The organism is Mycobacterium florentinum, assembly GCF_010730355.1.
Taxonomy (GTDB): domain Bacteria; phylum Actinomycetota; class Actinomycetes; order Mycobacteriales; family Mycobacteriaceae; genus Mycobacterium; species Mycobacterium florentinum.
This window is the reverse complement of record NZ_AP022576.1, coordinates 504,915-531,256: the sequence shown is the minus strand read 5'-3', so window position 1 is coordinate 531,256 and position 26,342 is coordinate 504,915. Positions and strand designations below refer to the sequence as shown.

Genomic DNA, 26,342 nt, shown 5'->3' with positions numbered 1-26,342 from the left:
CCGACGGGGGTCGGTTTGACGACAACCCTGCCGAGCCTTTGGGACAAGGACGGCGTCGCCAGATACAGCCCACGACGACGGGATGTCGCAGAGATGGACACTGCCGAAATTGGAATCTTGCGGCCCAACAACGGGTCGTATCTTGGTCATACGCCAAGCGGTCTGCGCACGGTCACCAAGCGCAGCGGTTCCTCGGTAGTCGTCCACGTCGACGGTGACATCGACGCCAGCAACGAGACCGCTTGGCAGGACGTGCTGAGCCGCGCCGCCGCCGAAACCGTCGCACCCGGTCCGTTCGTGATCGACGTGTGCGACCTCGATTTCATGGGGTCGTGCGGTTATGCCGCACTGGCGCACGAGGCGGCGCAGTGCCGCACTCGCGGCGTCACGCTGCGGCTAGTCACCCGCCAGGCCATCATGGACCGAACCATCGCCGTGTGCGGGCTGGGTCCGCTGCTGCCGACGTACTCGAGCGTGGAGACGGCGCTGTCGCCGGTCAGCGATCAAGGCTGACCAGGCGCACCACATCCCGGGCGCAACCCCAGGACAGGGTCACGCCATTGCCCCCGTGTCCGTAGTTGTGGATGCAGCGTGCCCGCCCGAGCGGCTCGGCTTCCCGCCGCACCGACGGCCGATCGGGCCGTAGCCCGGTGATCGTCTCGATCACCTCGGCCTCGGCAAGCCTCGGCTCGATCCGCCGGCAGCGCGCCAGGATGCGATCGGTGATGTCGGGCTCGGCGGTGGTGTCCCAGCGATCCGGGATGCTGATTCCGCCGCACACCACGCGGTGCGGGTGCGGGAAGTAGCAGATCCATTCCGGGTTAGGGGTGATCTCTAGAAACAGTTGCCGCAGACCAGGATTGGCGAGGACAACATGCTGGCCGAACAGCGGCCGCACCGTGTCGTCGCCCACCAGCGCCCGGGCGCCGAGACCCGAACAGTTGATCACGATCGGTGCGGCGTCGGCGGCCTCGGCCAATGACTGCACGGGGTGTTCCTCGATCTCGCAGCCGGCCGCGGCGAGTCGCTGCGTGAGGTAGTCGAGGTAGTGCGGCATGTCGATCATCGGTATGGTCGCGCGAAACCCCACCCGATAGCCCTGCGGCAGGTCGGCGGGTGAAGCCGGCCGCAACTCGGGAATCAGCTCCGCGGCGGACGACATCGCCTCGGTCGCGGTCAATTCGCCGACGCTGAGCGCCGGCGCCAGCTGCACACCGCTGTCGGGATCGGCGGCCAGCTCGCGAAACACCTTGAGCGAATACTCGGTCCACGCCAGTGTTTTGGTGGCTCGTTCGGCCGGCCGGGGAGGGGCCCACACCGCACCGGCCACTACCGACGTCGTCTGGCGGGGCATCGAGGCGGTCCACACCCGGACCCGCCACCCCGCTTCGGCCAGACACAGCGCTGAGGTCAGTCCGCTGACCCCGGCACCGATGACGACGATCTGTTGGGCACTGGCCACGTCGCCACGCTATCCGGTCAGGTGCCGGGTACTCGCATTCCGTTGGGCCCGAGCAGGCCGTTGAGCGTGCCCAGGGTGCCCTGTAGTTGGGCTCCGGCGACCGGCCCGGGAACGTCGGCGGGCGCGGTGGCGTCCGGGGTCAGCTGCCAGGGCTGGCAGCCGTCCGTCTTGAAGGCTTTGTCCGTCGGTTCGATGCGGACGACCTGCGGCTTCTTGGTGAGCGAGTTGTCGATCAGGGCGCCGTCCGGGTTGGACGTCCGCTTCCAGTAGCAGGTGCCGTTGCCGACCGGACCGCCGCTGCTGTAGATGCCCGGCACGATGTCGGTGCCCACCGCGTAAAGGCCGTCTTTGTCCATGACGGTCTTGGGCGCGCCCCCGGGCGGTGCCGGTGACGGTGATGCCGACGGTGATGCGGCGGGCGCCGGAGATGGCGACGGCGATTGGGCGGGCGCCGGCCCCGGTGCGGGGCCCCGGGTGTCGTCCGGATCGGCGCTGGCAACGACGGTGGACGCGGCCCAGCCCGCGACCATCAGACTCGCGGCAACCAGCCGTGCCGCAGTAGGTACTCCACCCATAGATATCGAGGGTACCGGGGTCGAGAACCTAATTCACATCGCTGTGAAATCGGCCCAGCAGCCGCGGAGCGCCTAGGGCAGCCGCCGCACCTTGCCGGCGTAGCCGAGCGCATGCTCGTACGTCTCGAGGTTGTCCCGCGAGATCTTCGCGTGCACGGGCCGTTCCAGGAAGAAGCGCAGCACGGGGTTATAGGCGTGATACGTCTCGTGGAACGTCAGCACGGTGGTGCCGTCGGGCTGCTCCTCGAGTTGGTGATATCCCTCGGCCCGCGACCACAGGGGGGCGCCGACGGCCACATACCGCGACAGCTTGTTGAGCTCGGCCTCGGTCACGGTCTCCCAGGAACGCGCCCTGCCGCCGGTCAGCAGGTATTTGGGCACTTCGAAGATGCAAGTGCGAACCAGACCCTCGCCGGCCTCGTTGCCCTCGTTCAGGATCTCCATGCTGCCGGTCGGCCACTTGAGCACCCGCGGCCGCGGCGCGTTCGGGGGCACCGGGGGATGCAGCACCCGCCAGACCTTCTTCGGCGGCGCATCGACGTGGAATCGCACGGTGTAGGACTGCATCAGCTTTCTCCATCAGCCGGTATCCAACTGTTCCAGAACGTGATGGTCTCCGCGGGCGGCCGCGTGGCCGGCCGGAAGTCGGTGCCGATCGTGTAAGCGACGGGGAACAGCGCGGCCTGCGTGACCGTCGGGGGAATGCCGAGCAGCTCGGCCACCTCCTGCTCCTTGAACAGATGCATCGTCGTCCACACCGATCCCAGCCCGCGCGAGCGCAGCGCCAGCAGAAAGCTCCAGCCCGCCGGGATGATCGACGCCCATGCCGCCGCGGCGATGCCCGGCTCCGCCGTCTCGATGCGCTGATTGAGGCACGGAATCACATGCACCGGAACCTTTCCCAGCGTGTCGGTCAGGCTCATCGCGCTCTGGTACACCCGCTGCGTCTGTGGGTCCGTCGCGTTGTCAGCCGCGTAGGCCAGGTACTGCGCGCCGATGCTGCGGTAGATCTCGGCGATGGCCTCGCGCTTGTCGGCGTCGGTGATCACCAGCCAGCGCCAGTCCTGGGTGTTGCTGGCCGTCGGCGCCTGCATCGCCAGCTGGATGCACTCCAGAATCACATCGCGACCCACGGGCCGGGTCAGGTCGAGACGCTTACGAACCGCCCGCGTGGTGGTCAGCAGTTCGTCGACGGTGGCGAGGTCCATTGGTTCCGTCCGGGGGTTACAGGTCGATGGCGCAGGACTGGTCGACGCCCAGCACGGTCAAAGAACGCCCGAGGCCGAGAAACACCGCGACGCACAGGGTGAGATCCAGAATCTCCTCGTCGGAGAACGACTCCCGAAGGCGTTCGAAGAACGCATCGTCCATCGACGCATGGTCGGTGGCGAAGCGCTCCGCGTACTCGATCGCGAGACGCTGGCGTGGGGTGTATCCGGGGTAGCTGGCGTACTCGGCGACGTTGTCGTACAGCTCGGGCGCCACGCCGGCGTCCAGCACCGACTGGGCGCGAAAACCCGAGCAGGCCACGCAGTCGTTGATTTGCGCGATCCGCATTCGCGCCAGCTCACGCTCGTCGGCCGGCAGGATGCTCTGCTGATAGGCACCGCGGATCATCCGTTCGACCATGCCGCCGAGCTGCGGCCGTAGTGACCAGATCATCGCGGCTTCACCGCCCGGGCCGTCCGGCACGTCGAGCCTTGCCATGAGGAACTCCTGCCCGGTAAGGACGGTACCGACTCGAGCAAACCAGATTCTCAGCTCGGCTGTCTAGGCCGCCGACTAGGCGTAATTGGGCATATGACTAACCCGGCCTGGACGCGCAAACCCGCCGGGGTTACCGTCCGTTGAGCGGTCTTCAGCCCGGCGCCGCGAATGGGAGGTCTGTGCGTGCTGTTCATGCACGAGCTACACACGGTGCGCGGCCGCAAGGAAGACGACTTCGAGGCGGCGTTCCGTGACGGCTGGATGCCGATGCTCGGGGACGGCGACGACGCCCGGCTGCTGTGGTACGCCAACCAGGCGCACGGCAGCGGTCCCGCGTACACCGTCGTCACCGTCACCGCCGTCCGCGACGGCGCGGCGTGGGAGCGGCTGACCCTGCGGGTGCAGAAGGGCGACCTTCAGGAGTGGATGCGCGGTCTCGATGAGCTGCGCCACGAGGTTGTCGCGAAGCTACTCATGCCGCTGCCCTGGTCACCGCTGGTCGACGTGCAGTTCGGCGACGTGCCGGTCGACGGTCGCGAGCACGAAATGACCCTCTACATGGAAGACACCATGTGGCCCTACGAGGACAAGTTCGAGGAGTACATCGTCCGCTGCGGCGAGGTGTACGCCCGCAGCCTCGAGGCGCCGTCCTCCATGCTGACCATGCACGCCGCGTTCCAGCCCGCCCTCGGCAGCCATGTGCGGCGCGAGGTGATCCTGATGCAGCGCATCAGCCGGCCCGACGCGCTGCTCGATCTGCTGCGCAGCCATATCCCCGCCGAGTACCGCGCACCGGGCACCTGGATGTACGACGCCCTGGACCTGCGCGACCAGTGGAGCAGCCGGCTGCTGCGCACCTCCGAGTGGTCGCCTCTTTTTTAGGGGGTACTGCGCCCGCTATGAACATCGGGACGATCCACGACGCCGCCGCGAGCGGCGATCCCGCCCGGCCCGCGCTGATCGTCGATGGGCGCACCGTCAGCTATGGCGAGCTGGCGACGGCGGTACGGCAGTACGCGACGGGCCTGGCGGCCCACGGCGTCACACCCGGGCAGCGCATCGCCGTCGTCGACGGCGGAAGCCTGTTCTCGATCGCCGCGCTCCTCGGTGCGGCGCGCATCGGCGCCGCACCCGCCCCGATGAACCCCGCGCTGGCGCCGCCCGAGCTGCAGGGGTTGCGCAAAAATGCCGGCTGCGCCGACGTGGCGGTCGCGGGGGAGCAGTACGCCGACCGGGTACGGGAAGCCGGTGCCCCCAGGGTATTGACGCTGGCCGATCTCGTCGGCCGGGAGCCCGGCGACGACGCCGTTGCGCAGGACACCGCCGACGACCGCGACGCGTTGATCCTATTCACCAGTGGCACAACGGGACTCCCGAAAACCGTCAGCATCAGCGAACGTCAGCTCACCCGGCGCATCACCGGAATGTCGCGAGCCTTCCGGGCGGGCTCGAAGCCCTCGGTGAGCATGCTGACCGTCCCGATCTTCCATGTCGGCGGCGCGCTGGGCGTCCTGGGCAGTTTGCATTCGGGTGACACCGTGGTGGTGCAGTCGCCCTTCGACGCCGGCGAGTGGCTGCGCCTGGTGTCCGAGCACCGGGTCGCCACGACGTTCATGGTGCCGACGATGCTGCAGCGGATTCTCGACCATCCCGACTTCGCCGGCACCGATCTGTCGTCACTGGTCGCGATCGCGTACGGGGCGGCGGCCGCGCCGCTGAGCCTGGTGCGCAGGGCCATGGCGGCGCTGCCACACGTGGGGTTGGCCAACGTGTTCGGCCAGACCGAAACGCTGGGCGCTTACACGACTTTGATGCCGGAGGATCACCGCGACCCGGCCCGCGCCGGCTCCGTCGGGCGGCCGTTGCCCGGAGTCGAAGTGCGCGTGGTCGACCCCGACACGGGCACCGACGTCGCGACCGGGGCGGTCGGCGAGTTGTGGGTGAACACCACCCAGAACGTCGCCGAAGGCTGGCTGCACACCGGTGACCTCGCCCGTCAAGATGCCGACGGCTACATCTTCCCTAGCGGGCGATTGAAGGACACAATCAATCGCGGGGGAGAGAAATTCGGACCTATCGAGGTCGAGGAAGCATTGCGTTCACATCCGGCAGTTAGTGATGTCGCGGTCGCCGGGATCGCCGACGACGAGTTGGGCCAACGAGTTGGTGCCGCCGTGGTGGTGTGCGCCCCGGTGACAATCGACGAGTTGCGGGCGCACTGTCGCGAATTGATCGCCTACTTCAAGCTCCCCGAGCGATTGGCGATCGTCGACAGCATTCCGTACAGCGCAACCGGCAAGGTCAACCGCGACCAGCTCGCAACGCTGATCGCCACAGACGCCTAGGAGTCCAAGTGCTGTTTATGCACGAGACCCACAAGGTGGTGGGCACCCGGCAAGACGAGTTCGAGGCCGCCTACCGCGAGGGCTGGATGCCCACCCTGGCCGGCGAAGACGACGCACGGCTGCTCTGGTACACCAACCACGCGCACGGCACCGGGCCCTCCTACACCGTCGTCACGATCACCGGCATCGCCGATGGGGCGTCGTGGGAACGTCTGGCGCGACGCACCCAGCAGGGCGATCTGCAACCGTGGATGCGCGAACTGGACAACCTGCGCCACGAGGTGACGGGCAAGCTGCTGCTACCGGTGGTGTGGTCCCCGTTGCAGTCGGTGGATCTGGCGTCGGTACCCACCGACGCGGGGACACACCCCCTGAGCCTTTTCATGGAAGACACCGGCTGGCCCTCCGCGTCGCTGGACGACTACATCCGCTCGTGGAACGACATCTACTATCGGCCGCTGTCGCAGGCGCCGGCGCGTATGCGGATACTGGACATCCAGGCCTGTTTCCAGGTCGCGCATGGAAGCCATCAACGACGAGAAGCCATGCTGTGGCAGAAGATTGACGATTCCAACAACTACGCGGCACTCGTCCATCTGCTGACCAAAGAGGTGCCGCCCGAATACCGGGCGCCGGGCAGCTACATGTTCGAAGCCCTCAAGTATCGCGACCAGTGGGAGAGCAGGTTGCTGCGGACGTCGGACTGGTCGCCCCTGTACTGAGCGTCACGCCCGGCCCAGGATCCGCTCGGCATCGCGCGCCATGTCGTGCACGATGTCGGCTGCGGGCCGCACATCGCGGACGAGTCCGATCGCCTCGCCGACCAGGATCGCGGCAGCGTCGAAATCCTCTGCGGCCACGGCCTTCTCGAAGGTCTCCACCGCTTCGGGCAGGGCCGCCGACAGTTGGTCCTCGTTGCCATGCCAGGTGTCGAGGAATCGGTTGCCCAGCGCTCGGGCGTTGTAGTCGCCGGGCCAATCGAGTTGTCGCACAACGTCGTACACGCGGGTGCGAAGGGTATCGTCGCCGCTGGCCGCGATGGCGCGCTCCTGCGCCCGCGGTGACACCAACGCTTCGGTGCTGGCCCATAACCGGGTGCCGACCAGTGCACCGTCGGCGCCCAGCGCCAAAGCCGCCGCGAGTCCGCGGCCGTCGGCGACACCGCCGGCGGCCGCGACCAGCGTTTCGGGGGAGCGCGCGGCGACGAGGTCGACGACGTCGGGCACCAGCGTGAAGGTGGACCGGGCGGTCATGCCGTGGCCCCCGGCCTCACCGCCCTGCGCAACGACGATGTCCACGCCGGTGTCCAGGGCCCGGCGTGCGTGCTCGAGGTTCTGCACCTGGGCGATCAGTGCGACGCCCGCCGCGCGCACGCGTTCGGCGAATGGCCGAAGATCGCCGAATGACAACATGATTGCGGCCGGTTGCCGCTCCAGGGCCTGCTCGAGTAGCTCGGGCCGCTGCGCCAGGCTCCAGGTGATGAATCCGCATCCGACCCTGGCATCGCCGGCCAGGTCGAATTCGCGCCGCAGCCAGTCGCCGTTGCCGTACCCGCCACCGATCAAGCCAAGCCCGCCGGCCGCGGTCACCGCCGCGGCGAGCCGGCCGCCGGAGGCCATCGCCATCGGCGCTAGCAGGACCGGGTGTTCGATGCCGAACAGTTCGGTGAGCCGAGTGTTCATCGCAGTTCTCCGGTGAGGAACTGCGCTCGGCCGTGACCGAAAGACCAATCCTCGTCCCCGTTTTCGGTGATCGACACGATCAGATCGGCCGGGTCGACCCCGCATCGCTCGGCGAGATTGGCAGCCAGCAACTCGTAGAAGCGTTCCTTCATGGCGCGGGTGCGTTGGCGACTGACCACGTGCACGATCACCAACCGCGCTGAGCGGTCGATACCGAGACCGGTGTCCCAGGCCACGATCTCGTGCGCCGGATGGGTGCGCACCACCTGGTAGCGGTCGCCCGGCGGGACCGCGAACGCGCCGAGGACGGCGTCATGCGCGGCGTCCAGCAACGCCTGGAGCTCCGATGGGGTGCGACCCTCAATCAGATCGAAGTACAGCAGCGGCATTTTCTCTCCTCTGGTCCGTGCGCCTCGTCTACGACGTTAGGGCCACGGCACGAAGTGAGTGAAATGCCTGTCGCACGGCATCTATGCTTGTCGGGCATGGGCGTGCTGGATGGCGGCCGGGTCGAGTTGCGGCACCTGCGGGCGTTCGAAGCCGTGGCGCGATTGCAGTCCTTCACGCATGCGGCCGACGAGCTCACCATTACCCAACCCGCGCTGAGCCGCACTATCCAGCAGTTGGAAGACGCGCTCGGCGTTACGCTGCTCGATCGCAGCTCCCGGCGCGTGGAGATGACGCCCGCGGGGCGGACGTTCTTCGATCACGTGGAAAGGGTGCTCGCCGAGCTCGAACGCGGGGTGGACGCCGTGCGGCGCCAGGCAAGTATTCGCCTCGGGTTCAGTTGGTTGTTGCCCGACCCGTGGGCCCAAGACACCGTCGCCCGATTCGAGCGGGCCACCGGAACCACGGTCAGTTTGATCCGCACCGACGACGCGCTGGCCGCGGTGCAGCAGGGCAGGGTCGACATCGCGGTGGTGCGTGGCCAGGTGACCTCGACAGCCGTGCGGGTCGTGCACTTGTTCAACGAATCACGGGTGGCGGTGTGTTCGGTGCATTCCCGGCTGGCGCGCATGTCGCAGTTGGACTGGGCCGAGGTTCCGCAATGGCCGCTGGTGGTCAATGTCTCCAGTGGGACCACCGGACCGTGGTCGTGGCCGGCGGGCGAGGGCCCGCAAACCGTCGTGGAGACATCGAATTTCGACGAATGGATCGAATCTGTTGCCGCCGATCGAGGCATCGGCGTGATCCCGGACGTCGCCGTCCGGCGCAACATTCACCCCGGTGTGCGGTTCATCGCGCTGCGTGGAGCGCCCCAGAGCGAGGTGTCCCTGGCTTTCCTGCCGCGCGCCCGCAATGCCGAGCTGCGCCGGTTCGTCGAGGCCGCGGTGACAAGCGCCGCGGAGTGCGGGGTCTGACATCGGTTGTGCTATTCACACACTCGGCTGGTGACCGAGTCCAGGAACGGCTCGGCGACCGCCAAGAAGCCCGCCGGGTCGGACGAGAACACCACGTGCCCGGTGTCCAGGATCTCGAGGCGCGAACCCGCGATGGCGTCGTGCGTGGCACGACCGGCGCGCAGCGGTATCGCGATGTCCTCGCGGCCCCACACAATCAGCGTCGGTGCGGTCAGTTCTGCTGCGCGGCTTCGTAAATCGTGTTCTGGGGTCGCGAAGCTGCGCCAGAGCCCGGTCAGTGTCCGGCCACCTTCGGCGGTTCTGGCCGCCGCGATCGCACGCTCGGCGATTTCGCGGTCGCTGCCGTTCTTGGCTTTCATGTAGGCGCGGATGAACGCCGGCGCGCCGAGACGGACAAACGCCGGGGAGCCGATGACCCGGCAGAAAACGCGTGTCGCCGCACCCAACGGAACAAAGCCGCCGGTGTTGACCAGGACAAGTCCCGCGACGCACTCGGGCCGCGTGATCGCCAGCCGTGCGGCGGCGAATCCGCCGACCGAATTCCCAATCAGCACAGTCCGTGTCAGGCCCAAGCCGTCGACGATGTCTTCGAGCACATCGGCGAACAGCGGGGCACTGGGCTCGAGGGCGACGTCGACGGGATCCGAGTCTCCGTGTCCGGGCCAGTCCACCGCGATGGTGCGGTAACGGCGCGCCAGCGTCTCGCGGATCGGGTCGAAGTCCCGGCGGTCGTGCAGTGTTGCGTGCAGCAGTACAACCGTTGGCCCGCTGCCAATTTCGTCATAGGCAACCCGGCCGGCCCGGGTCTGGATTGTCGGCATCGGAGTTCCTCTCATCGGTGTTGACCGACTGGTCGGTCATGCCGTACGGTACCTCGGTAGGACCGTCATGACAAGGAGGGAATCGAGATGGGTCAAGCCCCGCCTCCCGAAGCGCCGTTTGCGGACAAGATGGCGTACTACCGCACGCAACACACGTCAAAGGGGGTGCGTGCGGTCCACCTGGTCGGAATACCGATCATCGCGGCGGGGCTGCCGCTGCTGTTCGCCACGCCAAAGGTCGGCGCCACCATGTTCGTCGGGGGATGGGCGATGAACATCCTGGGCCACCGGGTGTTCGAGAAGAACCTGCCGTCGACCCACAAGGGATGGATCACGTATCAGCTCACCGGGGTCATCGATGTCTGCGAGCAATACGGCGAAATGCTGGCACGACGCAGCCGGCGGAAAGCCGGATTGCGGTGAGACCGCCCGAACCCGGGCGCAATGCCCTGCTGGACGCGGGACAGCGCCTACTGGCAACCGCCGACTTGGCCCGGATCTCGGTGAACGCAATCGTCGCCGAGGCCGGCATGGCGAAGGGCAGCTTCTACCAGCACTGGCCGAGCCGCGCCGAGTACGTCCGGGCCTTGCATGTCCGATTTCACGACGAGCTCGTGGCAGCAATCGACGCGGCCATGGCGGATCTGCCGCCCGGATACGACCGGCTCGCGGCCGGGATGAACGCCTATCTCGACGGGTGCCTGGCCGAGCCGGCCACCAAGGCATTGCTCGTGCAGTCCCGCACCGAGGCCGGACTGACCGATTTGGTGGCGGCCCGCAATCACAGCGCGGCCACCCAGATGATGCCCGACCTGGAGGCGCTCGGATGGTCGTCGCCGGAACCGATTGCGCCGCTGCTCGTTGCGGCGGTCGCCGAAATCGCGCTCGTCGAACTCGACGCCCGGCAGCGCGATGACGAGTTGCGCAGCGGCCTGCTGCGGCTCGCGTCGCGAACGCCGACGGCGGACTAGGTCAGCGAGGCCAGGCCCGAACGGACCAGATCCAGACTGGCCGCCACCAGCTCGCCGAGATCCTCGGCACAGCCGTTGCGGCCCCAATGCTCCACTGCCACAACAAGAGCCGCGGCCAGCGCGGAGCCTGCGACCTCAGCGCCCAGCGCAATGTCGGGCGCGTCCGGGTTCCGTTTGGTGACGAATTCGGTCAGCACCGCGGCGAATGAGGATTGCACCACCCGCAAGTGGCCCGCGATGCGCTCGGCGCTGATCAATTCGGTGCGGGCAGTCGCGGCCTGCCGCACCACCTCGAGGTCGTGCGGGAAGGCGGCGACACTGGCCAGCACCGCGTCGAAGAGCGACTCGGAGTCCGGTCGTTGCGCGAGCGCCTCGGCCAGCCATTCCAACTGCGTCTCGTAGTCCTGGAACAGGACCGACTCCTTGGTCGGGAAGTGCCGGAAGAAGGTGCGTTCGGTAACACCGGCTTCGGCCGCCAGCTCCGTGACGGTTACGTTTGCAAAACCCTTGTGCGCGAAGCTCTTTAGCGCGGCCTGACGCAGCGCCTCGCGCGTCGACCGGCGGCGCAGTTCGTGGCGATTCATCGAGACGGTCATGGCAGGCCGATCGTATCTCACCACTTGCGTCAGAACTGACATCTTCCAATTATGTCAGTACTGACATATTCTTGTCACGCGCAGACCACCGACGAAAGGCAGGGCGGGGACTATGAGCAAGACCGAATACGACGCGATCGTGGTGGGCGCCGGGCACAACGGCCTGACCGCCGCGGCGATCCTGCAGCGCGCCGGCCTGCGAACCGTGTGCCTGGAAGCCAACACCTACGCGGGCGGCATGGCGGCGACGGTCGAATTGATCGACGGCTTCCACTATGAGATCGCGGGCTCGGTGCAGTTCCCGATGGCGAGCCAACTCACCAAGGACCTCGGACTCGACACGCTGCCCGCGATCGAGCCCGACGTGATGTCGGTCAACATCGGCGAAAACGGTGAAGAGCCGATGGTCTTCTATCGCGACCCGATGCAGCTGATGGCCCACCTGGGCGAGAAGCACGGCGCCGAGGCCGTGATGGGCATGGCCGAGCTGATCGGCTGGAGCCAGGCACCCGCGCGCGCGCTGGGCCGCTTCGACGTGTGCCAGCCACCCAAGACGATCGACGAAATGTATGCCTGCGCAACCAACGACGCCGAACGCCGAGCGATTCACGAGATGCTGTTCGGCTCGGCGATGGATGTGATCGATCGCTACCTGCCGGACAAGGACAAGCACGCGGTGATGCGCGGAATGCTGGCGTTTCTGGCCGTGAACTCGACCTACCGCGGCCCCTACACACCGGGCAGCGCCGCCTGTCTGGCGTTCGCAGTAGCCGTGCCCCAGGACGACGGAGCCAGCACCGCGATGATGACCAAGCTCAAGGGCGGCATCGGCGCCCTCACCGAACACCTGCGCGAGCTATTCCTGTCGCATGGCGGCGAGATCCGCTTCCGCACCAAGGTCGAGGAGATCCTCGTCGAGAATCAGAAGGCGTCCGGCGTTCGGCTGCGGGACGGTTCGACCATCTCGGCACCGATCGTGGTGTCTAATCTGTCGCCCGACATGACTCTCACCGAGCTCATTGCGCCCGAACATGTTCCCGCCGAACTGGTTTCGCGTGTTTCCGGTCGCGACCACCGCGCCTCTTTCGTGCAGATTCATTTCGCGTTGGACGGGCTGCCCGAGTTCGCACCGCCGTATGAATTCCTCAATGAGGAGGGCATGCAACAGTCGGTCGGGATCTTTGGCTCACCCGAAGAGCAACAGCGGCAGTGGGAGATCTGCCGACAGGGCCTCGTTCCGGACAACCCGTCGATGGGCATGCAGATCCCGTCGGTGCACGATCCCGCCATGGCGCCGCCCGGCAAGCACGCGGCGAGCGCGTTCGCCTACGCATTCCCCGTCGAAGTCGACCGTGACCAGCATGGCCACCTGAAAAACGATATGGCACAGCGTGTTATCGACAAGATCACCAAGTTCGCACCGAACTTCAAGGACATCATGATCCGGCATATCACGTTTGCGCCGTATCACATGAACACGATGTTCGGCGCACCCGCCGGCGACTTCTGCCACGGTCTGTTACACCCGGATCTGATGGGGCCCAACCGGCCCGGCCCGAAAGGCTTCCTGGACATGCCGATTCCGATCGACGGCCTGTACCTGGGCGGCGCGGGATGCCATGGCGGCCCGGGCATTACATTCACTCCCGGGTACAACGCGGCCTATCAGATTCTGGACGACCGATAGCCGATCATCTGCTGAACGTTCCGGTCAGCTGCGCCTGCGCGGTCGCGGCGCCGGCAATGGTCTGGGCGGCCTGCACGCCGGCCAGTCCGCCGGGGAGCTGGTAATCGTTGGGCAGCTGGTACAGCGTGAACCGGTAGTGGTGCACTCCGCTACCGGGCGGTGGGCAGGGCCCGCCGTACAGGCTCTGGCCGGTGGAGTTCGGCAGCGTGACCCCGCCACGTGGAGTCCCGCCATCGCTGATGCTCCCCGAACCCGGGGCGAGTCCGATCACGATCCAGTGCACGTATGTTCCGCCCGGGGCATCGGGATCGTCGACCACGAGGGCCGCTCCCAACGGTGCCGACCAGGTCAGAGGGGGAGACAGGTCCTGCCCTTTGCAGGTGTACAGCGACGGAATCGGCGCACCGTCGGCGAAGGCCGGACTACTGATCGTCAGCGGCGCGTCCGGCGCCGCGTGAGCAGCGCCGCTGCCGGCCGCGAGTACCAAGGCCAGCCCGCCGACCGCGACACCGATTCGCCGAAGTGTCAGGTTCATGGGACCAGAACCACCTTTCCGATGTTCTCCCGCGCCGCCAGGATCCGGTGCGCGGTGGGCGCTTCGTCGAACGGTACGGCCGCATGCACGATCGGCGTGATGGTGCCGTCATGCAGGGCCTGGGTCAACGGGGCGATCCAGGGCTCCAGCGTGCCGCGATCGTCCCACAGCCGCAGCATGTTCAGGCCGATCACCGCCTTGGAGGCCGAGAGCTGGTCCATCAGGTTGAAGCCGCGCAGCATCGACAGCACCTGCGGCGCCGCCCGGCGCAGCGAGCGCTTCTCGCCCTCCTGCAACGACGAAACTCCATATCCCACAAGCCTTCCGCCGGGACGAAGCAAGTTGTACGACCGCCGCAGTGACGTTCCGCCCAGGGCGTCGAGGATGAGGTCGTAGGGACCGACGTCCTTCCACCAGCCGTCGCGGCGGTAGTCGATCGCGCGGTCCACGCCGAATTCGGCGAGCTTTTGATGTTTGGCCGGCGACGCGGTGCCGTGCACCTCGGCCCCGGCCGCCTTGGCGAACTGGATGGCCGCGGTCCCAACGCCTCCCGCCGCCGCGTGAATCAACACCCGCTCACCGCGGCGCAGCGAGCCGTAGCCGTGCAGCGCCGCCCAGGCGGTTGCGTAGTTGACCGGGACGGCAGCGCCTTGTTCGAAGCTCAACGCGTCGGGCAGTACTACTGAATCGGACGCGGCAACGTTGACGGTTTCGGCGTAACCGCCGAATCGTGTTCCGGCCAAGACCCGTTCGCCGACACGGCCGGGGTCGACGCCGTCGCCGACGGCAGCGACGGTGCCGGCGACTTCGTAACCGACGACCGCCGGAAGTTTCGGCGCGTCGGGATACAGCCCGACGCGAGCGAGGTGATCGGCGAAGTTGACGCCCGCGGCGCGAACGGCGACCTGCAGCTGGCCCGGCCCCGGCGCGGGTGGGTCCGGGCGCTGCTGCACCTGCAGCACGGACGGATCGCCGTGCTTGGTGATAACGACTGCGCGCATCGCGATCCCTTTTCTAGGCCTGTGCGGCGGACTCGGAGAGGCGGGGGAGGACGACATCGCGCCACCCGGGCCCCATCCGGTCGAAGGCCGCGGCCATCCTCGTGTCGTTGAGATCAAACCCACTGTGCTCCAAGAACACTCGGGTGCCGGTGCCCTCCGGTTCCAGGCGCCAGGTCAGCGTCCACGCGGGGGTGAAGGTGTAGACGAAGCGGTGCGGTGGATCGACCTCGAGCACCTTGCAAGCCTGTTTGCCGTAGCCGGGCATGTCGAGGACGAATTGGTGGCCGACGACCGCCGCCACCTGACCCTCGGCCCACCACAGCCGCATCAGGTCGGGTTCGGTCAGCAACCGCCATACCCTCTCCGGCGGTGCGCCCACGAATTGATCGACCCTGATCGTCGCGGGTGATGTTGTCCGGCTCATTCCAGCTCCTCTGCTGCGTCGGCCAGCGCGGCCAGCCGCGCGCGCCAGAACTTCTCGAAGGGGTGCAGCCACTCGCCGAGTTCGGCGAGCGGCTCCGCGGTGAGGCGGTAAATGCGGCGGCGGCCTTGCGGTTCGTCGGCGACGAGCCCGGCTTCCCGCAGCACCCTGAGATGCTCGGCGACAGCGGGGCGACTGAGTTCGAACCGGTCGCTGAGTTCGCCCGCGGAAAGTTGCTGCTGCGTCAGAATCTCCAACAGCTCGCGTCGCACCGGGTTCGCCAGGGCGAGAAAAACGCGATCCGAAGTCGCCACCCTCGGCACTATATGTCGGAAATTCCCGACACGTCAACCGCCTTGTCGGTACGCGCGCTAAGTTGCTCCTTATGCGTTTCGCCTGGGAACGGCTGACCCCTACCGTGTATCGCTGCAGGCTTCCGTTCTGTGACGTCACGGTCGGGCTGGTGCGCGGACATGCCGGGGCATTACTTGTCGATTCGGGTACCACGCTGACCGAGGCGGCCGCGATCGACGAGGACGTCCGACAGCTCACCGGGGGCCCGGTCACCCAAATTGTGCTGACGCACAAGCATTTCGACCATGTCCTGGGTTCCGCGTACTTCACCGACGCCGAGATCTACTGCGCGCCCGAGGTGGTCGACTACCTATCGTCGGCCCACGACGAGATCCGTGCTCATGCGCTGAGTTATGGCGCCGACGCCGCCGAGATCGACCGGGCGATCGCGGCGCTGCAACCGCCGCAGCACGGCCTCTACGACGCCGTGATCGATCTCGGCGACCGCGATGTGCGGATCACCCATCCGGGTCGCGGCCACACCACGTCGGACCTGATCGTGGTGGTGCCCGGGCTCGACGATCATGATCACCACGTCGTGACGTTCACCGGCGACCTCGTCGAAGAGTCCGGCGACCCGTGGATCGATGCCGACTCCGACGTGGCGGCCTGGCCGGCGACACTCGATCGGGTGCGGGCGATCGGTGGTCGAGAAGCCATCTACGTCCCGGGTCACGGGAAGGTCGTCGACGCCGAGTTCATCCGCCGCCAACGGGCTTGGTTACTACAACGTTCGGGCTAGCCGGCCGCGACCGTGCACGCGGCGATCAGCGCGCCCGGATCGGTGACGCTGAGCACCAGTGAGCGCAGCGCCACCGACCTCAGCGGGACTTTCGCCCGCACCGGCGGGTCTATCGTCAACGCCACCAGTCCCTTGCCCGAACCGTTGACCAGCCAGCGACCGTTCGAATAGTGCACGCCCGCGGTGAAGGTGCGCTCGTCGGACGCTTCGGCACTTTTGATTGACGAGACCGGGATATGGGCATCGAACGCCCAGCCCATCTTCACGTGAAGCGTCCCGTCTTCGACCCGCACCTCGCTGGTGCTGGGCCCGAGCCCCAGCGGGGTGGACAACAGCACATACCAACGCTCGTAGCGCAATTCCGTCTGCACCGATCCGAGAGTACTCGAAGTTTGCTGGCGGGGTTAAGCTTCTTTTCATCCATCCGGCCACGCAGTTTGCTGTCGGGGGCAGCGGATGGGCAACCGCAACCCGGCTCGTGCCGAAAAGCATTGCACCGCAATCTCTTAGGGCCGTCCAACCGATACCCGTGCTGGCCGCGGTCGCCCGGAGTTCCCCGTGTGGCAACAGATTTGGCCCGGCTCGGCAGCCGGTCAAAACTCATGATTGAAAAGTCGGGTCCGGGGCTAGACTCACGTGCAGCGGAATCGCGCTGGAAGGGGAGCGTAAAGCCATGGCCATCATCGACGCGGACACCGAGGTCCCCACACCGTTCGACGAAGACGTCGCCGCCACGCAGCGATACTTCGACGATCCACGCTTTACCGGGATTATTCGCCTCTATTCGGCCCGCCAAGTAGTAGAACAACGCGGCACGATTCCGACCGACTACACCGTGGCCCGGGAAGCGGCGAAGGCCTTCTATCCCCGGCTGCGCGAGCTTTTCGCGGCGAAGAAGAGCATCACGACCTTTGGCCCGTACTCGCCCGGGCAGGCCGTGAGCATGAAGCGAATGGGCATCGAGGCTATCTACCTCGGCGGCTGGGCGACCTCCGCCAAGGGCTCCACCACCGAAGATCCGGGGCCCGACCTGGCGAGCTACCCGCTGAGCCAGGTGCCCGAAGATGCCGCGGTGCTGGTGCGTGCGCTGCTGACGGCGGACCGCAATCAGCAGTACCAGCGGCTGCAGATGAGCGAGCAGCAACGCGCGACGGCCAAGGAGTACGACTACCGGCCGTTCATCATCGCCGACGCCGACACCGGCCACGGCGGTGACCCGCATGTCCGTAACCTGGTCCGCCGCTTCGTGGAAGTGGGGGTGCCCGGCTACCACATCGAGGACCAGCGTCCCGGTACCAAGAAGTGCGGTCATCAGGGCGGCAAGGTTCTGGTGCCGTCCGACGAACAGATCAAGCGCCTCAATGCCGCCCGCTTCCAGCTCGACGTCATGCGGGTGCCCGGCATCATCGTCGCGCGCACCGACGCCGAGGCGGCGAACCTGATCGACAGCAACTCCGACGAGCGCGACCAGGCGTTCCTGCTCGGGGCCACCAACTTGGACATTCCGTCCTACAAAGGCTGCTTCCTGGCGCTGATGCGGCGCTTCTACGAGCTGGGCGTCAAGGAGCTCAACGGCCATCTGCTGTATGCCCTCGCCGATGGCGAGTACGGCATCGCCAACGCCTGGCTCGAGCGGCAGGGAATCCTGGGCCTGGTCTCCGATGCGGTCAACCAGTGGCGGGAGAACGGAAAAGACTCGATCAACGACATGTTCGACCAGGTCGAGTCGCGGTTCGTGGCCGCCTGGGAAAACGATGCCGGGCTGATGACCTACAGCGATGCCGTCGCAGAAGTGCTGGCCTTCGGCGAAAGCGAAGGCGAGCCGGCCAGCATGAGTCCCGACGAGTGGCGGCAGTTCGCGGCGCGGACGTCGCACTACGCGGCCCGCGAGAAGGCCCGGGAACTGGGCGCCGATCCGCAATGGAGCCCCGAGCTGGCCAGGACCCCCGAGGGCTACTACCAGGTGCGCGGCGGCATCCCGTACGCGATCGCGAAGTCGCTCGCGGCCGCACCGTTCGCCGACATCCTCTGGATGGAAACCAAGACCGCGGATCTGGCCGACGCCAAACAGTTCGCGGACGCGATCCACGCCGAATTCCCCGACCAGATGCTGGCCTACAACCTGTCGCCGTCGTTCAACTGGGACACCACCGGGATGACCGATGAGGAGATGAAGCAGTTCCCCGTCGAGCTCGGCAAGATGGGCTTCGTCTTCAACTTCATCACCTACGGCGGACACCAGATCGACGGCGTCGCCGCCGAGGAGTTCGCCACCAACCTCCGACAGGACGGCATGCTGGCGCTGGCTCGGCTGCAGCGCAAGATGCGCCTGGTCGAGTCGCCGTACCGGACGCCGCAGACGCTGGTCGGCGGCCCACGCAGCGACGCCGCCCTGGCCGCCTCGTCGGGCCGCACCGCGACCACGAAGGCGATGGGCAAGGGCTCGACCCAGCATCAGCACCTGGTCCAGACCGAGGTGCCGAAGAAGCTGCTGGAGGAGTGGCTGGCGCTGTGGAGCGAGCACTACCAACTGGGCGAGAAACTCCGGGTGACGCTGCGGCCCCGCCGCGCCGGCTCCGACGTGCTCGAACTCGGGATTTTCGGCAACGACGACGAGCAACTGGCCAACGTCGTCGTCGATCCGATCAAGGACCGGCATGGCCGCAGCATCCTGCAGGTGCGCGACCAGAACACCTTCAGCGAGAAGCTTCGCCAGAAGCGGTTGATGACCTTGATCCACCTGTGGCTGGTGAACCGCTTCAAGGCCGACGCGGTCTACTACGTCACGCCGACCGAGGACAACCTGTATCAGACCGAGAAGATGAAGTCCCACGGGATCTTCAGCGAGGTCTACCCGGAGGTCGGCGAGATCATCGTCGCCGAGGTCAACAAGCCGCGCATCGCCGAGCTGCTCAAGCCCGACCGGGTGGCGCTGCGGAAGCTGATCACCAAGGAAGACTAGCCATCTGCGCCAATAGGTTCACGAAACCGCTTGGCAGGCTTCATATTTCGTGACGTCGCTCGTTGGCTCGCCGCGATCCACCCGCGGCCGCTTTTCGGCACGCCGACGGCGCTAGACCGCGCCCCGATCGCGCTCTCACCTGCCAAAACGTGAAAGTGGTCACGCCGGATAATTTCCCTTCCAGCAATAGTTGCATACGTGTACAGTAGCTATTGGATATATGCAGCAGACCGGGCAGAACGGCGAAAGGACACTCCGATGAAGTCTCAGACCAAGATGACGATCACGACCTTCGGCGCGGCGGGCGCAGTCGCCTTCATCGTCGGACTCGGCGGCATCAGCCCCAGCCAGGTCGTGCCGACGCCGGCCGCACCCACCCACGCTTCGTCGAGCGTCGCACCCGCGACTCCGAACGTGTCGGCCAACGGCGTGCACAAGGCGGTCCTTACCACCTGCATCTCGGGACTCAACTGCTAAGCGGCAACCCCGCACCCAAGCAACCGGTGGCCCGTCTCGCATACGAGATGGGCCACCGGCATGTCCACCCCAATTCGCCCGGTTTGCGACAGACACCGGCGGGCACGAACGAAAGAGTTCGCAGGGTTACGGAAGGGAGTCTGATGAGGACGCAAGCTCGGACGGCAGTCGCGGTTTTCGGCGGGGCGGCGATGCTCGTCGTCACGGTTGGTTGCGCAGGAGGCAACAAAGCACCTAGCAGCACCACGACGACGACCACTACGACAACCGGCACGACGTCCGGCGTCGCGCCCTCGACGGCGCCGGATACCGGCAGTCCGACCGGCAGCGGCGGGCCGGGCGGCGGAGGCGGCACCGTCCCCGGCGGCCCGACCGGCGGTGGCGGACCCGGCGGCGGGGGCGGCTGCATCGGCAACATCTGCGGCGGCAACTGATCGCGCCAGACAATCGGCGACGTCGGTGCCGCTGATCTATTCTGAGGCCCGCCGGCCTGAGTTATGGTTCTCCGCAACGCGACTGCAAGGAGACCTCCAATGGCGAAGCTCAGGTTTGGGTATTTCATCGCGCCGTTTCACCGCGCGGGCACCAACCCGACGCTGGCACTGCAGCGGGACCTCGAGTTCGTCCAACACCTCGACGCGCTGGGCTTCGACGAAGCGTGGATCGGCGAGCATCACTCGGCGGGTAGTGAGCTCATCGCCTCACCGGAGATCTTCATCGCCGCCGCGGCGGAGCGGACCAAGTGGATCAAGCTCGGCACCGGCGTCATCTCGGTCGCGTATCACAACCCGCTGTGGGTCGCCGACCGGTTGATGATGCTGGATCACCTCACCCACGGCCGCGTGATCGGCGGGATGGGTCCCGGTTCGCTGCCCAGCGATTCGTCGATGATCGGCCTGACCCCGACCGACACCCGCGAACTGCTGGAGACCAACCTCGACATCATCGTGCGCCTGCTGGCAGGGGAGACCGTGAGCGCCAAGACGCCGACGCACGAGCTGCACGACGCCCAGCTGCAGCTATCGCCCTACTCCGAAGACGGCATCCCGCTCGCGGTCGCCGCGGTCGCCTCGCCGACCGGCGCGCGGCTGGCCGGTAAGCACGGCATCGGCCTGCTCTCCATCGGGGCGACCCTGACCGTCGAGGGCTTCAACGCGCTGCAATATCACTGGGACATCGTCGAAGAACGCGCCGCGGTGTTCGGCACCAGGGTCGACCGCAGGAACTGGAGCCTGGTCGGGCCGTTCCATATCGCCGAAACCGACAAGCAGGCGCGCGAGGACGTCAAGTTCGGCCTCGAGCCATGGTTCCGGTACTTCCAGAAGGTCGCCGCGTTCCCGCAGATGACCATGCCGGGCGAGCAGATCGACGAGATGATCGATGTCATCAACGAGAACGGCGCCGGCGTGATCGGCACCCCGGAGCGGGCGCGGGCCCAGGTGCAGCGGATGTGGGATCAGTCCGGTGGCTTCGGCTGCATGCTGCAGATGGGCCATGAGTGGGCCAACCCGGCGGCCACCAAACGGTCGGCCGAATTGTTCGCCGCCGAAGTTATGCCGCATTTCCAGGGCCAGGCGCAGCCGACGCTGGATGCGGCCGCGCGCGCCAGCGAGGCGCGCGAAGGGCTCGCGGAGTCGCAGAATCAGGCCGTCGCGCACATGACCAAGAAGTACCAGGACGAACTCAACGCCAAGTAGTCGCGCCCAGTCCGAACCAGCGCGCGAGCGCCCGGCGAAGTTCGACGACGTCGGGTGACGCCGCCGAGGATGCCCACGCCACGTAGCCGTCGGGACGTACCAGCAGCGCGGTGGCCAGCAGCTCGCGATCGGGACGTCCGACGGCGACGGTGAGTTCGTCGGCGGCATCGGCCACCGCGGCAGCCACGCAGCCGGAGTCGGTGAGATCGATCAGCATCGGTTGTCCGGTGCGGGCCAGCTCCGCGACGCGTCTGGTCACGTCGCCGTCCGTCACGCCGAAGTCGGGCACCCAGTGCCCGGTCAGCGGATGCGCGTCGGGGTCTGTGCCATAGCGGTTTTCGGCCCCGGATATCAGATCACCGAGACGACGGGCGATTTCGGAATCGGTCAGCAGCTCGGAGAACAGCTGCCGCAACGCGCTGACCTCGGGCCCGGGCCGCACCAGTGCCAGCTGTGCCCGGCTGTGCATGATGACCCGCTCGGCCGCGGGCCGGCGCTCGGCTTCGTAGGTGGCGAGCAACGCGGGCTCGACGCGGCCGCGCACAACCGCGGCGAGCTTCCAGCCGAGGTTCACCGCATCCTGCAGGCCCAGATTGAGTCCCGGCCCGCCCATCGGGGAGTGGACATGCGCGGCGTCGCCGACCAGAATCACCCGTCCCGCTTGATACCGCGACGCGATCCGGGAATTGATGCCGGCGAAGCGCCGCAGGTCGAGGTCCGCCCCGGGCGACACCGGCCGCAGCGGCAGGTCCGCACCCAGCACCCGTTTGACGCTGGCCTCCAGTTCTTCCAGGCTCATCGGCTGCCCGTCGAAATTGTCCTCTGCGGGCTCCGCGCGAGCGGTTGGGTCCAATTCGAAACAGATCACGGCCGCGCGCCGCCCGAGCGCACCGAGGGCCAAGACGCCACGCTCGACCCGATGGAACCCCAGCGGCGGGATCCGTCCGTAGCCGGGCACGTCCAATACGCCGCTGACCGGATCGATCCATTCGTCCGGCGGCACGATGTCGAATCCCATCCGCGCGACCACGTCATACGACGACATCCCGGGGAACTCGATGCCGGCCAGCTTGCGTGTCATGCTGGTGCCGCCGTCGGCGCCGATCAGGTACTTGGCCCGCAGGGCATAGCTGCCGTCCGGCCCCGTGACCTCGACCGTGACGCCGGAGTCGTCCTGGTCGAAACCGGTCAGCGCGTGGCCCCATCGGATGTCGACGTCGTGTTCGCCGGCCCGATCGGCCAGCACCTGCACCAGCTTGGGCTGCTGGACGGGCAGCAGGAAGACCTGCGAGTCGATCGACGTGAGATCCAACGGGAAGGCCGCGAACATCGGTCGGGGGTTGAGCCGGGGCGGCTCCGTGGCTCCGGCAAGCGTGCCGTAGAGACCGCGATGGTCCAGAATCCGAACCCCTTGGCCGATAACGCCGTTCGCTCGCCGCATGGGATTCGGGCCGGGCATCGGGTCCAGCACCACGGGCCGGATCCCGTTCAATCCCAGTTCGCCGGCCAGCATCAGCCCGTTGGGACCGCCACCGGCGATGACGACATCAATCACTTAGCCCAGCTTAATAGTTGAGAAGCGGGCCGGCAAACGTCGGGCTCAACTGACAGCGCGTGTTTTCATAATCCGGCGCTAGCCGCTTCCCAGCTCAGACCTAATAACGGGGCGCATACCTGGGGGATGACCACCCCTAGTCACCATCACCAGTTCATGCGAATCATCTTTGCCGGGGTCGCGGGCATCGCGATGCTGGCGTTCGCCGACGCGGCACTTCCCGCCTCGGCCATACCCGGACAAGTACGCCTGACGGCGATCGACTCGCCGTTGCCGCAGGGACCGGCAAACCTCGCCGGCGGGGGCCTCGCCACCGACGACAGCGACGACGAGGCGCAACTGCAACAACAACTGGCCCAGCAGGAGATGCTGCAGGCCCAGCAGCAGGCCGAGCAACAAAACGAAGAGGCCCAGCAGCAGGCCCTCCAAGCCGAGCTACAGGGTCAGCAGGTCGAACAGCAGGCCAACAATCCCTAGCGCTCGGCCGCCTTCACGAGTCGATCCGCGAGAAGCTTGACCGCACCGCCCAGCGCCGCGCGCGTCGCCGGCCCGGTTCCACGAATTCTCTCGACGAACGAGCCCGACCACCGAATGTCGGTGCCACCGGCCGCGTTCGGCGTCAAGACCACCTCGCCGAGGTAATCCTTGGCCGGTGACGGCCCCACCAACTTGTAGACCTGCCGGCGATCCTGCTCGTACTCGACGATCTCCTCCCGGGCCAGCAGAGGCGGCACACCGATCTGGCGAATCGCACCGACGCCGCCCGGTGCCGGATCGCCTTGGCGTGCCCAGCTCGAGTGCAGGACCATCGGCTTGGCCCAGCTCGCCCAGTTGGCACCGTCGGCCAGCAGCCCGAACACCGTTGCGGCGGGCGCGCTACTGGTCCGGTTGATCTCGAACGAAAACTTGCGACCTGACATAGCCGCGTACCCTACCGCCGGCGTGGGGGCCGGTGAAACCCGGCACGCGACGGCCGCCTCGCGTGCATACTCACCGTGTAAGAGGGTCCGGGTAGCTATCACGGACCGAGAGCGGTCAACGGGTGGGAATTCCAAGACGCGATGAAATATGTTGGTAAACGGGTGATTTCGAGCCTGCTTTCGGATTTCGGCGGGCGTGGCACCGCGCGCCGGCACACGCGGGCATCGCTGGTGATGTGCGCGGTCCTGTTGTCGCTCTGCAGCTGCGCCAGGCCAACCGCTGCCCCCGCGGCCAAACCCGGTCCGACGACGACTAGCCCCGTCGTCCCGACCAAGGACAACTCACTGACCAAGGCCGACAGTCAGCGGGTGCTCGAAGACGCGGTCAACGCCGCGACGCCCGGCTGCTCGGCCGCGGTGGGTTCCCAGGGGACCGTCGTGTGGACCGGCGTGCGCGGGATCGCCGACACGGCGACGGGCGCAAAGATCACCGCGGACACCGTGTTCGACATCGGCTCGGTGTCCAAGCAGTTCACCGCCACCGCGATCCTGTTGCTCGCCGACGCGGGAAAGCTGACACTGAACGACCCGCTCTCCCAGCACATGCCGGAATTCCCCAACTGGGCGTCCACCGTCTCGATCGCCCAGTTGATCCACCAAACCAGCGGCATCCCCGAATACGAAGGCCTGCTGGTGAAGCAGGGGTTCGGCATCGGTGACCGGACCACGCAGGAGCAGGCGTTGCAGGCGGTGGCGGCGGTGCCGCAGCTGGCTTTCAAGCCTGGCAGCGGATTCCGGTATTCCGACTCCAACTATCTGTTGCTCGGCGAGATCGTCCATCGGGTGTCGGGCCAGCCGCTGCCGCAGTTCCTCAGCGCGCAGATCTTTGACCCGCTGGGTCTGGGAATGGTGATGGATCCGGTCGGCGAGGTCCCGCACAAGGCGGTCTCCTATGCGGGCGGCAGCGATGGATACCGGATGACCACTTCGGCGTGGGAGCAGGTCGGCGACGGCGCGGTCCAGGCCTCACCCAGCCAGCTGGTGCAGTGGGGCGACAACTACCGGACCGGTCGCGTGGGCGGGCCCAAGCTGCTCGAGGCGCAACTGGCGGGGGCGGTGGAAATTGGACCCGGCATCCCGGTGCGCTACGGCGCCGGCATCTACCTCAAGGCCGACGGCACGCTCGACCACGACGGCGCCTCGCCCGGCTTCGTCACGGCGTTCCGCGTCAGCAAGGACCGGCAGACCTCGGTTGCCGTCAGCTGCAACACCGACGACCAGATCCCCGAAGCGCTGGCCGACTCGATCGCGAAGCTCTGGATGTAGTGGAAAGCGGCCGGAAACGCCATCATTCACGGTATGGCGAAACGCCCGGCGCTGCTTGTCGCGATCGTGTTGCTGCTCAGCGCCTGCGGCGGCGGTCAGCAGGCGGCGCCGAAAACCAGCCCGGCGGGCCCCGCGAACACTGACGCCGCGAAGGGCGGCAGTCAGAAAGTGCTCAATGATGCGATCGACGAGGGCGCACCGGGCTGCTCGGCCGCGGTGGGGGTCAAGGGCACGGTCGTCTGGACGGGGGTGCGCGGCCTGGCCGACCTGGCGACCGAAGACCCGCTCACCGCGGACACGGTGTTCGATATCGCGTCGGTGTCCAAGCAGTTCACCGCGACTGCGCTGCTGTTGCTGGTCGATGCCGGCAAGCTCTCGCTCGACGACCTGTTGTCCCGGCACCTGCCCGAGCTGCCGTCGTGGGCCGGCACCGTCAACGTCGGGCAATTGATGCACCAGACCAGCGGCATACCCGACTACGTGGGACTGCTCGAGGCGCAGGGGTTTGCGTTCGGCGACCGCACCACCCAGCAGCAGGCAGTACTCGCGGTGGCCGCCATGCCGAAGCTGACGTTCGCACCCGGCTCCCGGTTCGAGTACTCGAATTCCAACTACCTCCTGCTCGGCGAGATCGTCCGCCGGGTTTCGGCCGAACCGTTGCCGCAGTTCCTGGCCGAACAGATCTTCGGTCCGCTCGGCCTGGCCATGGTGGTCGATCCAACCGGACCGATTCCCGGCAAGGCCGTCGCCTACGAAGCGGACAGCGACGACTACCACGCCACCACCACCGGCTGGGAACAGGTCGGCGACGGCGGCATCCAGACCACACCCACCCAACTCGTCCATTGGGCCGACAATTATCGGACCGGCCGCGTGGGTGGCACCACCTTGCTCGAGGCACAACTGAGCGGGGCAGTGCCGACCGATCCGGGCGGCGGTGACAAGTACGGCGCGGGAATCTTCCTGCTGGCCAACGGAACACTCGATCACGACGGCGAATGGGGCGGCTACGTCACGGCGTTTCGGGTGAGCAAGGACCGAACGACGTCGGTGGCGATCAGCTGCAACACCGATGAGCAGGATCCGGAAGCCCTGGCCGGCTCGATAGCAAACCTCTGGATGTAGTTCGCCACCAACGCGTTTCG

At 67.0% G+C, this 26,342-nt stretch carries 32 protein-coding genes; 16 read left to right on the top strand and 16 right to left on the bottom strand.

Annotation, left to right across the window (positions count from 1 at the left end):
- Positions 1-93: 93 nt before the first annotated feature.
- Positions 94-513: an anti-sigma factor antagonist gene (locus tag G6N55_RS02625; RefSeq protein ID WP_085220152.1), complete on the top strand. Its 420-nt coding sequence runs from the start codon at positions 94-96 to the stop codon at positions 511-513.
- On the opposite strand, the gene G6N55_RS02620 is transcribed toward G6N55_RS02625, so the two are convergent.
- The 5 genes from G6N55_RS02620 to G6N55_RS02600 form a co-directional block, all read right to left on the bottom strand.
- Entirely contained in the window at positions 497-1,462 is a 966-nt protein-coding gene (locus G6N55_RS02620) for an FAD-dependent oxidoreductase (RefSeq protein WP_085220153.1), read from the bottom strand. The two genes, G6N55_RS02625 and G6N55_RS02620, sit on opposite strands and share 17 nt — an antisense overlap.
- Positions 1,463-1,479: 17 nt before the next feature.
- Positions 1,480-2,037, bottom strand: coding sequence for a hypothetical protein (locus G6N55_RS02615; protein ID WP_085220154.1), 558 nt, complete (start codon positions 2,035-2,037; stop codon positions 1,480-1,482).
- Positions 2,038-2,109: 72 nt separating this feature from the next.
- Positions 2,110-2,604, bottom strand: a complete 495-nt coding sequence (locus tag G6N55_RS02610; RefSeq protein WP_085220155.1) for an SRPBCC family protein — start codon at positions 2,602-2,604, stop codon at positions 2,110-2,112.
- Positions 2,604-3,245, bottom strand: a complete 642-nt coding sequence (locus G6N55_RS02605; protein WP_085220156.1) for a nitroreductase family protein — start codon at positions 3,243-3,245, stop codon at positions 2,604-2,606. The genes G6N55_RS02610 and G6N55_RS02605 overlap by 1 nt, the downstream gene beginning before the upstream one ends.
- A gap of 16 nt (positions 3,246-3,261) precedes the next feature.
- Positions 3,262-3,744 (bottom strand): carboxymuconolactone decarboxylase family protein, encoded by a 483-nt coding sequence (locus G6N55_RS02600; RefSeq protein WP_085220157.1) that lies wholly within the window; start codon positions 3,742-3,744, stop codon positions 3,262-3,264.
- 192 nt (positions 3,745-3,936) lie between these two features.
- On the opposite strand from G6N55_RS02600, the gene G6N55_RS02595 reads away from it, so the two are divergent.
- From G6N55_RS02595 to G6N55_RS02585, 3 genes are read left to right on the top strand one after another with little or no spacing between them, the layout of a single operon-like run.
- Positions 3,937-4,626, top strand: coding sequence for a hypothetical protein (locus G6N55_RS02595; protein ID WP_232079025.1), 690 nt, complete (start codon positions 3,937-3,939; stop codon positions 4,624-4,626).
- Between the two features lie 17 nt (positions 4,627-4,643).
- Complete coding sequence (locus tag G6N55_RS02590; RefSeq protein ID WP_085220158.1) at positions 4,644-6,089, top strand: class I adenylate-forming enzyme family protein; 1,446 nt, start codon at positions 4,644-4,646, stop codon at positions 6,087-6,089.
- 17 nt (positions 6,090-6,106) lie between these two features.
- Positions 6,107-6,811 (top strand): hypothetical protein, encoded by a 705-nt coding sequence (locus tag G6N55_RS02585; RefSeq protein ID WP_232079024.1) that lies wholly within the window; start codon positions 6,107-6,109, stop codon positions 6,809-6,811.
- 3 nt (positions 6,812-6,814) lie between these two features.
- On the opposite strand, the gene G6N55_RS02580 is transcribed toward G6N55_RS02585, so the two are convergent.
- Positions 6,815-7,771, bottom strand: a complete 957-nt coding sequence (locus G6N55_RS02580; protein ID WP_085220160.1) for an NAD(P)H-dependent flavin oxidoreductase — start codon at positions 7,769-7,771, stop codon at positions 6,815-6,817.
- Entirely contained in the window at positions 7,768-8,160 is a 393-nt protein-coding gene (locus tag G6N55_RS02575; RefSeq protein WP_085220161.1) for a tautomerase family protein, read from the bottom strand. The genes G6N55_RS02580 and G6N55_RS02575 overlap by 4 nt, the downstream gene beginning before the upstream one ends.
- Positions 8,161-8,256: 96 nt before the next feature.
- Between G6N55_RS02575 and G6N55_RS02570 the strand changes: the two genes are divergently transcribed.
- Entirely contained in the window at positions 8,257-9,132 is an 876-nt protein-coding gene (locus G6N55_RS02570; RefSeq protein WP_085220162.1) for a LysR family transcriptional regulator, read from the top strand.
- 11 nt (positions 9,133-9,143) lie between these two features.
- Here G6N55_RS02570 and G6N55_RS02565 read toward each other — a convergent pair whose 3' ends face one another.
- Positions 9,144-9,953: an alpha/beta fold hydrolase gene (locus tag G6N55_RS02565; RefSeq protein WP_085220163.1), complete on the bottom strand. Its 810-nt coding sequence runs from the start codon at positions 9,951-9,953 to the stop codon at positions 9,144-9,146.
- 87 nt (positions 9,954-10,040) lie between these two features.
- Between G6N55_RS02565 and G6N55_RS02560 the strand changes: the two genes are divergently transcribed.
- Both G6N55_RS02560 and G6N55_RS02555 read left to right on the top strand, forming a co-directional pair.
- Positions 10,041-10,376: a DUF962 domain-containing protein gene (locus tag G6N55_RS02560; protein WP_085220164.1), complete on the top strand. Its 336-nt coding sequence runs from the start codon at positions 10,041-10,043 to the stop codon at positions 10,374-10,376.
- A complete protein-coding gene (locus tag G6N55_RS02555) occupies positions 10,373-10,924 on the top strand; it encodes a TetR/AcrR family transcriptional regulator (protein ID WP_085220165.1) in 552 nt (183 codons plus the stop codon). Before G6N55_RS02560 ends, G6N55_RS02555 begins: the two co-directional genes overlap by 4 nt.
- Here the strand turns inward: G6N55_RS02555 and G6N55_RS02550 are convergent.
- A complete protein-coding gene (locus tag G6N55_RS02550; RefSeq protein WP_085220166.1) occupies positions 10,921-11,520 on the bottom strand; it encodes a TetR/AcrR family transcriptional regulator in 600 nt (199 codons plus the stop codon). The two genes, G6N55_RS02555 and G6N55_RS02550, sit on opposite strands and share 4 nt — an antisense overlap.
- Before the next feature lie 112 nt (positions 11,521-11,632).
- Here G6N55_RS02550 and G6N55_RS02545 point away from each other — a divergent pair, with 112 nt between their 5' ends.
- The gene (locus G6N55_RS02545) at positions 11,633-13,207 is read left to right on the top strand and encodes a phytoene desaturase family protein (RefSeq protein ID WP_085220167.1); all 1,575 of its coding nucleotides are present in this window, start codon (positions 11,633-11,635) and stop codon (positions 13,205-13,207) included.
- 4 nt (positions 13,208-13,211) lie between these two features.
- Here the strand turns inward: G6N55_RS02545 and G6N55_RS02540 are convergent, their stop codons facing one another.
- The 4 genes from G6N55_RS02540 to G6N55_RS02525 are packed head-to-tail and all read right to left on the bottom strand — an operon-like array spanning position 13,212 to position 15,478.
- On the bottom strand, positions 13,212-13,742 hold the full coding sequence (locus G6N55_RS02540; RefSeq protein ID WP_085220168.1) for a YbhB/YbcL family Raf kinase inhibitor-like protein: 531 nt from the start codon (positions 13,740-13,742) through the stop codon (positions 13,212-13,214).
- Positions 13,739-14,743, bottom strand: coding sequence for a synaptic vesicle VAT-1 family membrane protein (locus G6N55_RS02535; RefSeq protein ID WP_085220169.1), 1,005 nt, complete (start codon positions 14,741-14,743; stop codon positions 13,739-13,741). Before G6N55_RS02535 ends, G6N55_RS02540 begins: the two co-directional genes overlap by 4 nt.
- A 13-nt stretch (positions 14,744-14,756) precedes the next feature.
- Entirely contained in the window at positions 14,757-15,167 is a 411-nt protein-coding gene (locus G6N55_RS02530) for an SRPBCC family protein (RefSeq protein WP_085220170.1), read from the bottom strand.
- A complete protein-coding gene (locus tag G6N55_RS02525; RefSeq protein WP_085220171.1) occupies positions 15,164-15,478 on the bottom strand; it encodes an ArsR/SmtB family transcription factor in 315 nt (104 codons plus the stop codon). The genes G6N55_RS02530 and G6N55_RS02525 overlap by 4 nt, the downstream gene beginning before the upstream one ends.
- A gap of 71 nt (positions 15,479-15,549) precedes the next feature.
- Between G6N55_RS02525 and G6N55_RS02520 the strand changes: the two genes are divergently transcribed.
- Entirely contained in the window at positions 15,550-16,260 is a 711-nt protein-coding gene (locus G6N55_RS02520; protein ID WP_085220172.1) for an MBL fold metallo-hydrolase, read from the top strand.
- Here the strand turns inward: G6N55_RS02520 and G6N55_RS02515 are convergent.
- On the bottom strand, positions 16,257-16,631 hold the full coding sequence (locus G6N55_RS02515; RefSeq protein ID WP_085220173.1) for a hypothetical protein: 375 nt from the start codon (positions 16,629-16,631) through the stop codon (positions 16,257-16,259). The two genes, G6N55_RS02520 and G6N55_RS02515, sit on opposite strands and share 4 nt — an antisense overlap.
- Positions 16,632-16,933: 302 nt before the next feature.
- Here G6N55_RS02515 and aceA point away from each other — a divergent pair, with 302 nt between their 5' ends.
- The 4 genes from aceA to G6N55_RS02495 all read left to right on the top strand — a co-directional run bounded on the left by aceA (position 16,934) and on the right by G6N55_RS02495 (position 21,396).
- Positions 16,934-19,222 carry an isocitrate lyase ICL2 gene (gene aceA / locus G6N55_RS02510; protein ID WP_085220174.1) on the top strand — a complete coding sequence of 763 codons (2,289 nt, stop codon included), beginning with the start codon at positions 16,934-16,936 and terminating at the stop codon, positions 19,220-19,222.
- A gap of 258 nt (positions 19,223-19,480) precedes the next feature.
- Positions 19,481-19,699, top strand: coding sequence for a hypothetical protein (locus tag G6N55_RS02505; RefSeq protein ID WP_139826664.1), 219 nt, complete (start codon positions 19,481-19,483; stop codon positions 19,697-19,699).
- Positions 19,700-19,842: 143 nt separating this feature from the next.
- Positions 19,843-20,133 (top strand): hypothetical protein, encoded by a 291-nt coding sequence (locus tag G6N55_RS02500; RefSeq protein ID WP_163667138.1) that lies wholly within the window; start codon positions 19,843-19,845, stop codon positions 20,131-20,133.
- Between the two features lie 99 nt (positions 20,134-20,232).
- Complete coding sequence (locus G6N55_RS02495) at positions 20,233-21,396, top strand: LLM class flavin-dependent oxidoreductase (protein ID WP_085220176.1); 1,164 nt, start codon at positions 20,233-20,235, stop codon at positions 21,394-21,396.
- On the opposite strand, the gene G6N55_RS02490 is transcribed toward G6N55_RS02495, so the two are convergent.
- Positions 21,383-22,951, bottom strand: a complete 1,569-nt coding sequence (locus G6N55_RS02490) for an FAD-dependent monooxygenase (protein WP_085220177.1) — start codon at positions 22,949-22,951, stop codon at positions 21,383-21,385. The two genes, G6N55_RS02495 and G6N55_RS02490, sit on opposite strands and share 14 nt — an antisense overlap.
- A 126-nt stretch (positions 22,952-23,077) precedes the next feature.
- Between G6N55_RS02490 and G6N55_RS02485 the strand changes: the two genes are divergently transcribed.
- Entirely contained in the window at positions 23,078-23,428 is a 351-nt protein-coding gene (locus G6N55_RS02485; RefSeq protein WP_139826665.1) for a hypothetical protein, read from the top strand.
- On the opposite strand, the gene G6N55_RS02480 is transcribed toward G6N55_RS02485, so the two are convergent.
- Entirely contained in the window at positions 23,425-23,871 is a 447-nt protein-coding gene (locus tag G6N55_RS02480; RefSeq protein ID WP_085220179.1) for an SRPBCC family protein, read from the bottom strand. The two genes, G6N55_RS02485 and G6N55_RS02480, sit on opposite strands and share 4 nt — an antisense overlap.
- A gap of 234 nt (positions 23,872-24,105) precedes the next feature.
- Here G6N55_RS02480 and G6N55_RS02475 point away from each other — a divergent pair, with 234 nt between their 5' ends.
- Both G6N55_RS02475 and G6N55_RS02470 read left to right on the top strand, forming a co-directional pair.
- On the top strand, positions 24,106-25,197 hold the full coding sequence (locus tag G6N55_RS02475; protein ID WP_085220555.1) for a serine hydrolase domain-containing protein: 1,092 nt from the start codon (positions 24,106-24,108) through the stop codon (positions 25,195-25,197).
- A 33-nt stretch (positions 25,198-25,230) separates the two neighbouring features.
- Entirely contained in the window at positions 25,231-26,322 is a 1,092-nt protein-coding gene (locus tag G6N55_RS02470) for a serine hydrolase domain-containing protein (RefSeq protein WP_085220180.1), read from the top strand.
- The last annotated feature ends 20 nt before the right edge of the window (positions 26,323-26,342 follow it).

Coding starts and splice junctions, on each gene's coding strand:
- G6N55_RS02625 (WP_085220152.1), top strand. CDS start 94: ATGGACACTGCCGAAATTGGAATCTTGCGGCCCAACAACGGGTCGTAT.
- G6N55_RS02615 (WP_085220154.1), bottom strand. CDS start 2,037: ATGGGTGGAGTACCTACTGCGGCACGGCTGGTTGCCGCGAGTCTGATG.
- G6N55_RS02610 (WP_085220155.1), bottom strand. CDS start 2,604: ATGCAGTCCTACACCGTGCGATTCCACGTCGATGCGCCGCCGAAGAAG.
- G6N55_RS02605 (WP_085220156.1), bottom strand. CDS start 3,245: ATGGACCTCGCCACCGTCGACGAACTGCTGACCACCACGCGGGCGGTT.
- G6N55_RS02600 (WP_085220157.1), bottom strand. CDS start 3,744: ATGGCAAGGCTCGACGTGCCGGACGGCCCGGGCGGTGAAGCCGCGATG.
- G6N55_RS02595 (WP_232079025.1), top strand. CDS start 3,937: ATGCACGAGCTACACACGGTGCGCGGCCGCAAGGAAGACGACTTCGAG.
- G6N55_RS02590 (WP_085220158.1), top strand. CDS start 4,644: ATGAACATCGGGACGATCCACGACGCCGCCGCGAGCGGCGATCCCGCC.
- G6N55_RS02585 (WP_232079024.1), top strand. CDS start 6,107: ATGCACGAGACCCACAAGGTGGTGGGCACCCGGCAAGACGAGTTCGAG.
- G6N55_RS02580 (WP_085220160.1), bottom strand. CDS start 7,771: ATGAACACTCGGCTCACCGAACTGTTCGGCATCGAACACCCGGTCCTG.
- G6N55_RS02575 (WP_085220161.1), bottom strand. CDS start 8,160: ATGCCGCTGCTGTACTTCGATCTGATTGAGGGTCGCACCCCATCGGAG.
- G6N55_RS02570 (WP_085220162.1), top strand. CDS start 8,257: ATGGGCGTGCTGGATGGCGGCCGGGTCGAGTTGCGGCACCTGCGGGCG.
- G6N55_RS02565 (WP_085220163.1), bottom strand. CDS start 9,953: ATGCCGACAATCCAGACCCGGGCCGGCCGGGTTGCCTATGACGAAATT.
- G6N55_RS02560 (WP_085220164.1), top strand. CDS start 10,041: ATGGGTCAAGCCCCGCCTCCCGAAGCGCCGTTTGCGGACAAGATGGCG.
- G6N55_RS02550 (WP_085220166.1), bottom strand. CDS start 11,520: ATGACCGTCTCGATGAATCGCCACGAACTGCGCCGCCGGTCGACGCGC.
- G6N55_RS02545 (WP_085220167.1), top strand. CDS start 11,633: ATGAGCAAGACCGAATACGACGCGATCGTGGTGGGCGCCGGGCACAAC.
- G6N55_RS02540 (WP_085220168.1), bottom strand. CDS start 13,742: ATGAACCTGACACTTCGGCGAATCGGTGTCGCGGTCGGCGGGCTGGCC.
- G6N55_RS02535 (WP_085220169.1), bottom strand. CDS start 14,743: ATGCGCGCAGTCGTTATCACCAAGCACGGCGATCCGTCCGTGCTGCAG.
- G6N55_RS02530 (WP_085220170.1), bottom strand. CDS start 15,167: ATGAGCCGGACAACATCACCCGCGACGATCAGGGTCGATCAATTCGTG.
- G6N55_RS02520 (WP_085220172.1), top strand. CDS start 15,550: ATGCGTTTCGCCTGGGAACGGCTGACCCCTACCGTGTATCGCTGCAGG.
- aceA (WP_085220174.1), top strand. CDS start 16,934: ATGGCCATCATCGACGCGGACACCGAGGTCCCCACACCGTTCGACGAA.
- G6N55_RS02505 (WP_139826664.1), top strand. CDS start 19,481: ATGAAGTCTCAGACCAAGATGACGATCACGACCTTCGGCGCGGCGGGC.
- G6N55_RS02500 (WP_163667138.1), top strand. CDS start 19,843: ATGAGGACGCAAGCTCGGACGGCAGTCGCGGTTTTCGGCGGGGCGGCG.
- G6N55_RS02495 (WP_085220176.1), top strand. CDS start 20,233: ATGGCGAAGCTCAGGTTTGGGTATTTCATCGCGCCGTTTCACCGCGCG.
- G6N55_RS02485 (WP_139826665.1), top strand. CDS start 23,078: ATGACCACCCCTAGTCACCATCACCAGTTCATGCGAATCATCTTTGCC.
- G6N55_RS02480 (WP_085220179.1), bottom strand. CDS start 23,871: ATGTCAGGTCGCAAGTTTTCGTTCGAGATCAACCGGACCAGTAGCGCG.
- G6N55_RS02475 (WP_085220555.1), top strand. CDS start 24,106: ATGTGCGCGGTCCTGTTGTCGCTCTGCAGCTGCGCCAGGCCAACCGCT.
- G6N55_RS02470 (WP_085220180.1), top strand. CDS start 25,231: ATGGCGAAACGCCCGGCGCTGCTTGTCGCGATCGTGTTGCTGCTCAGC.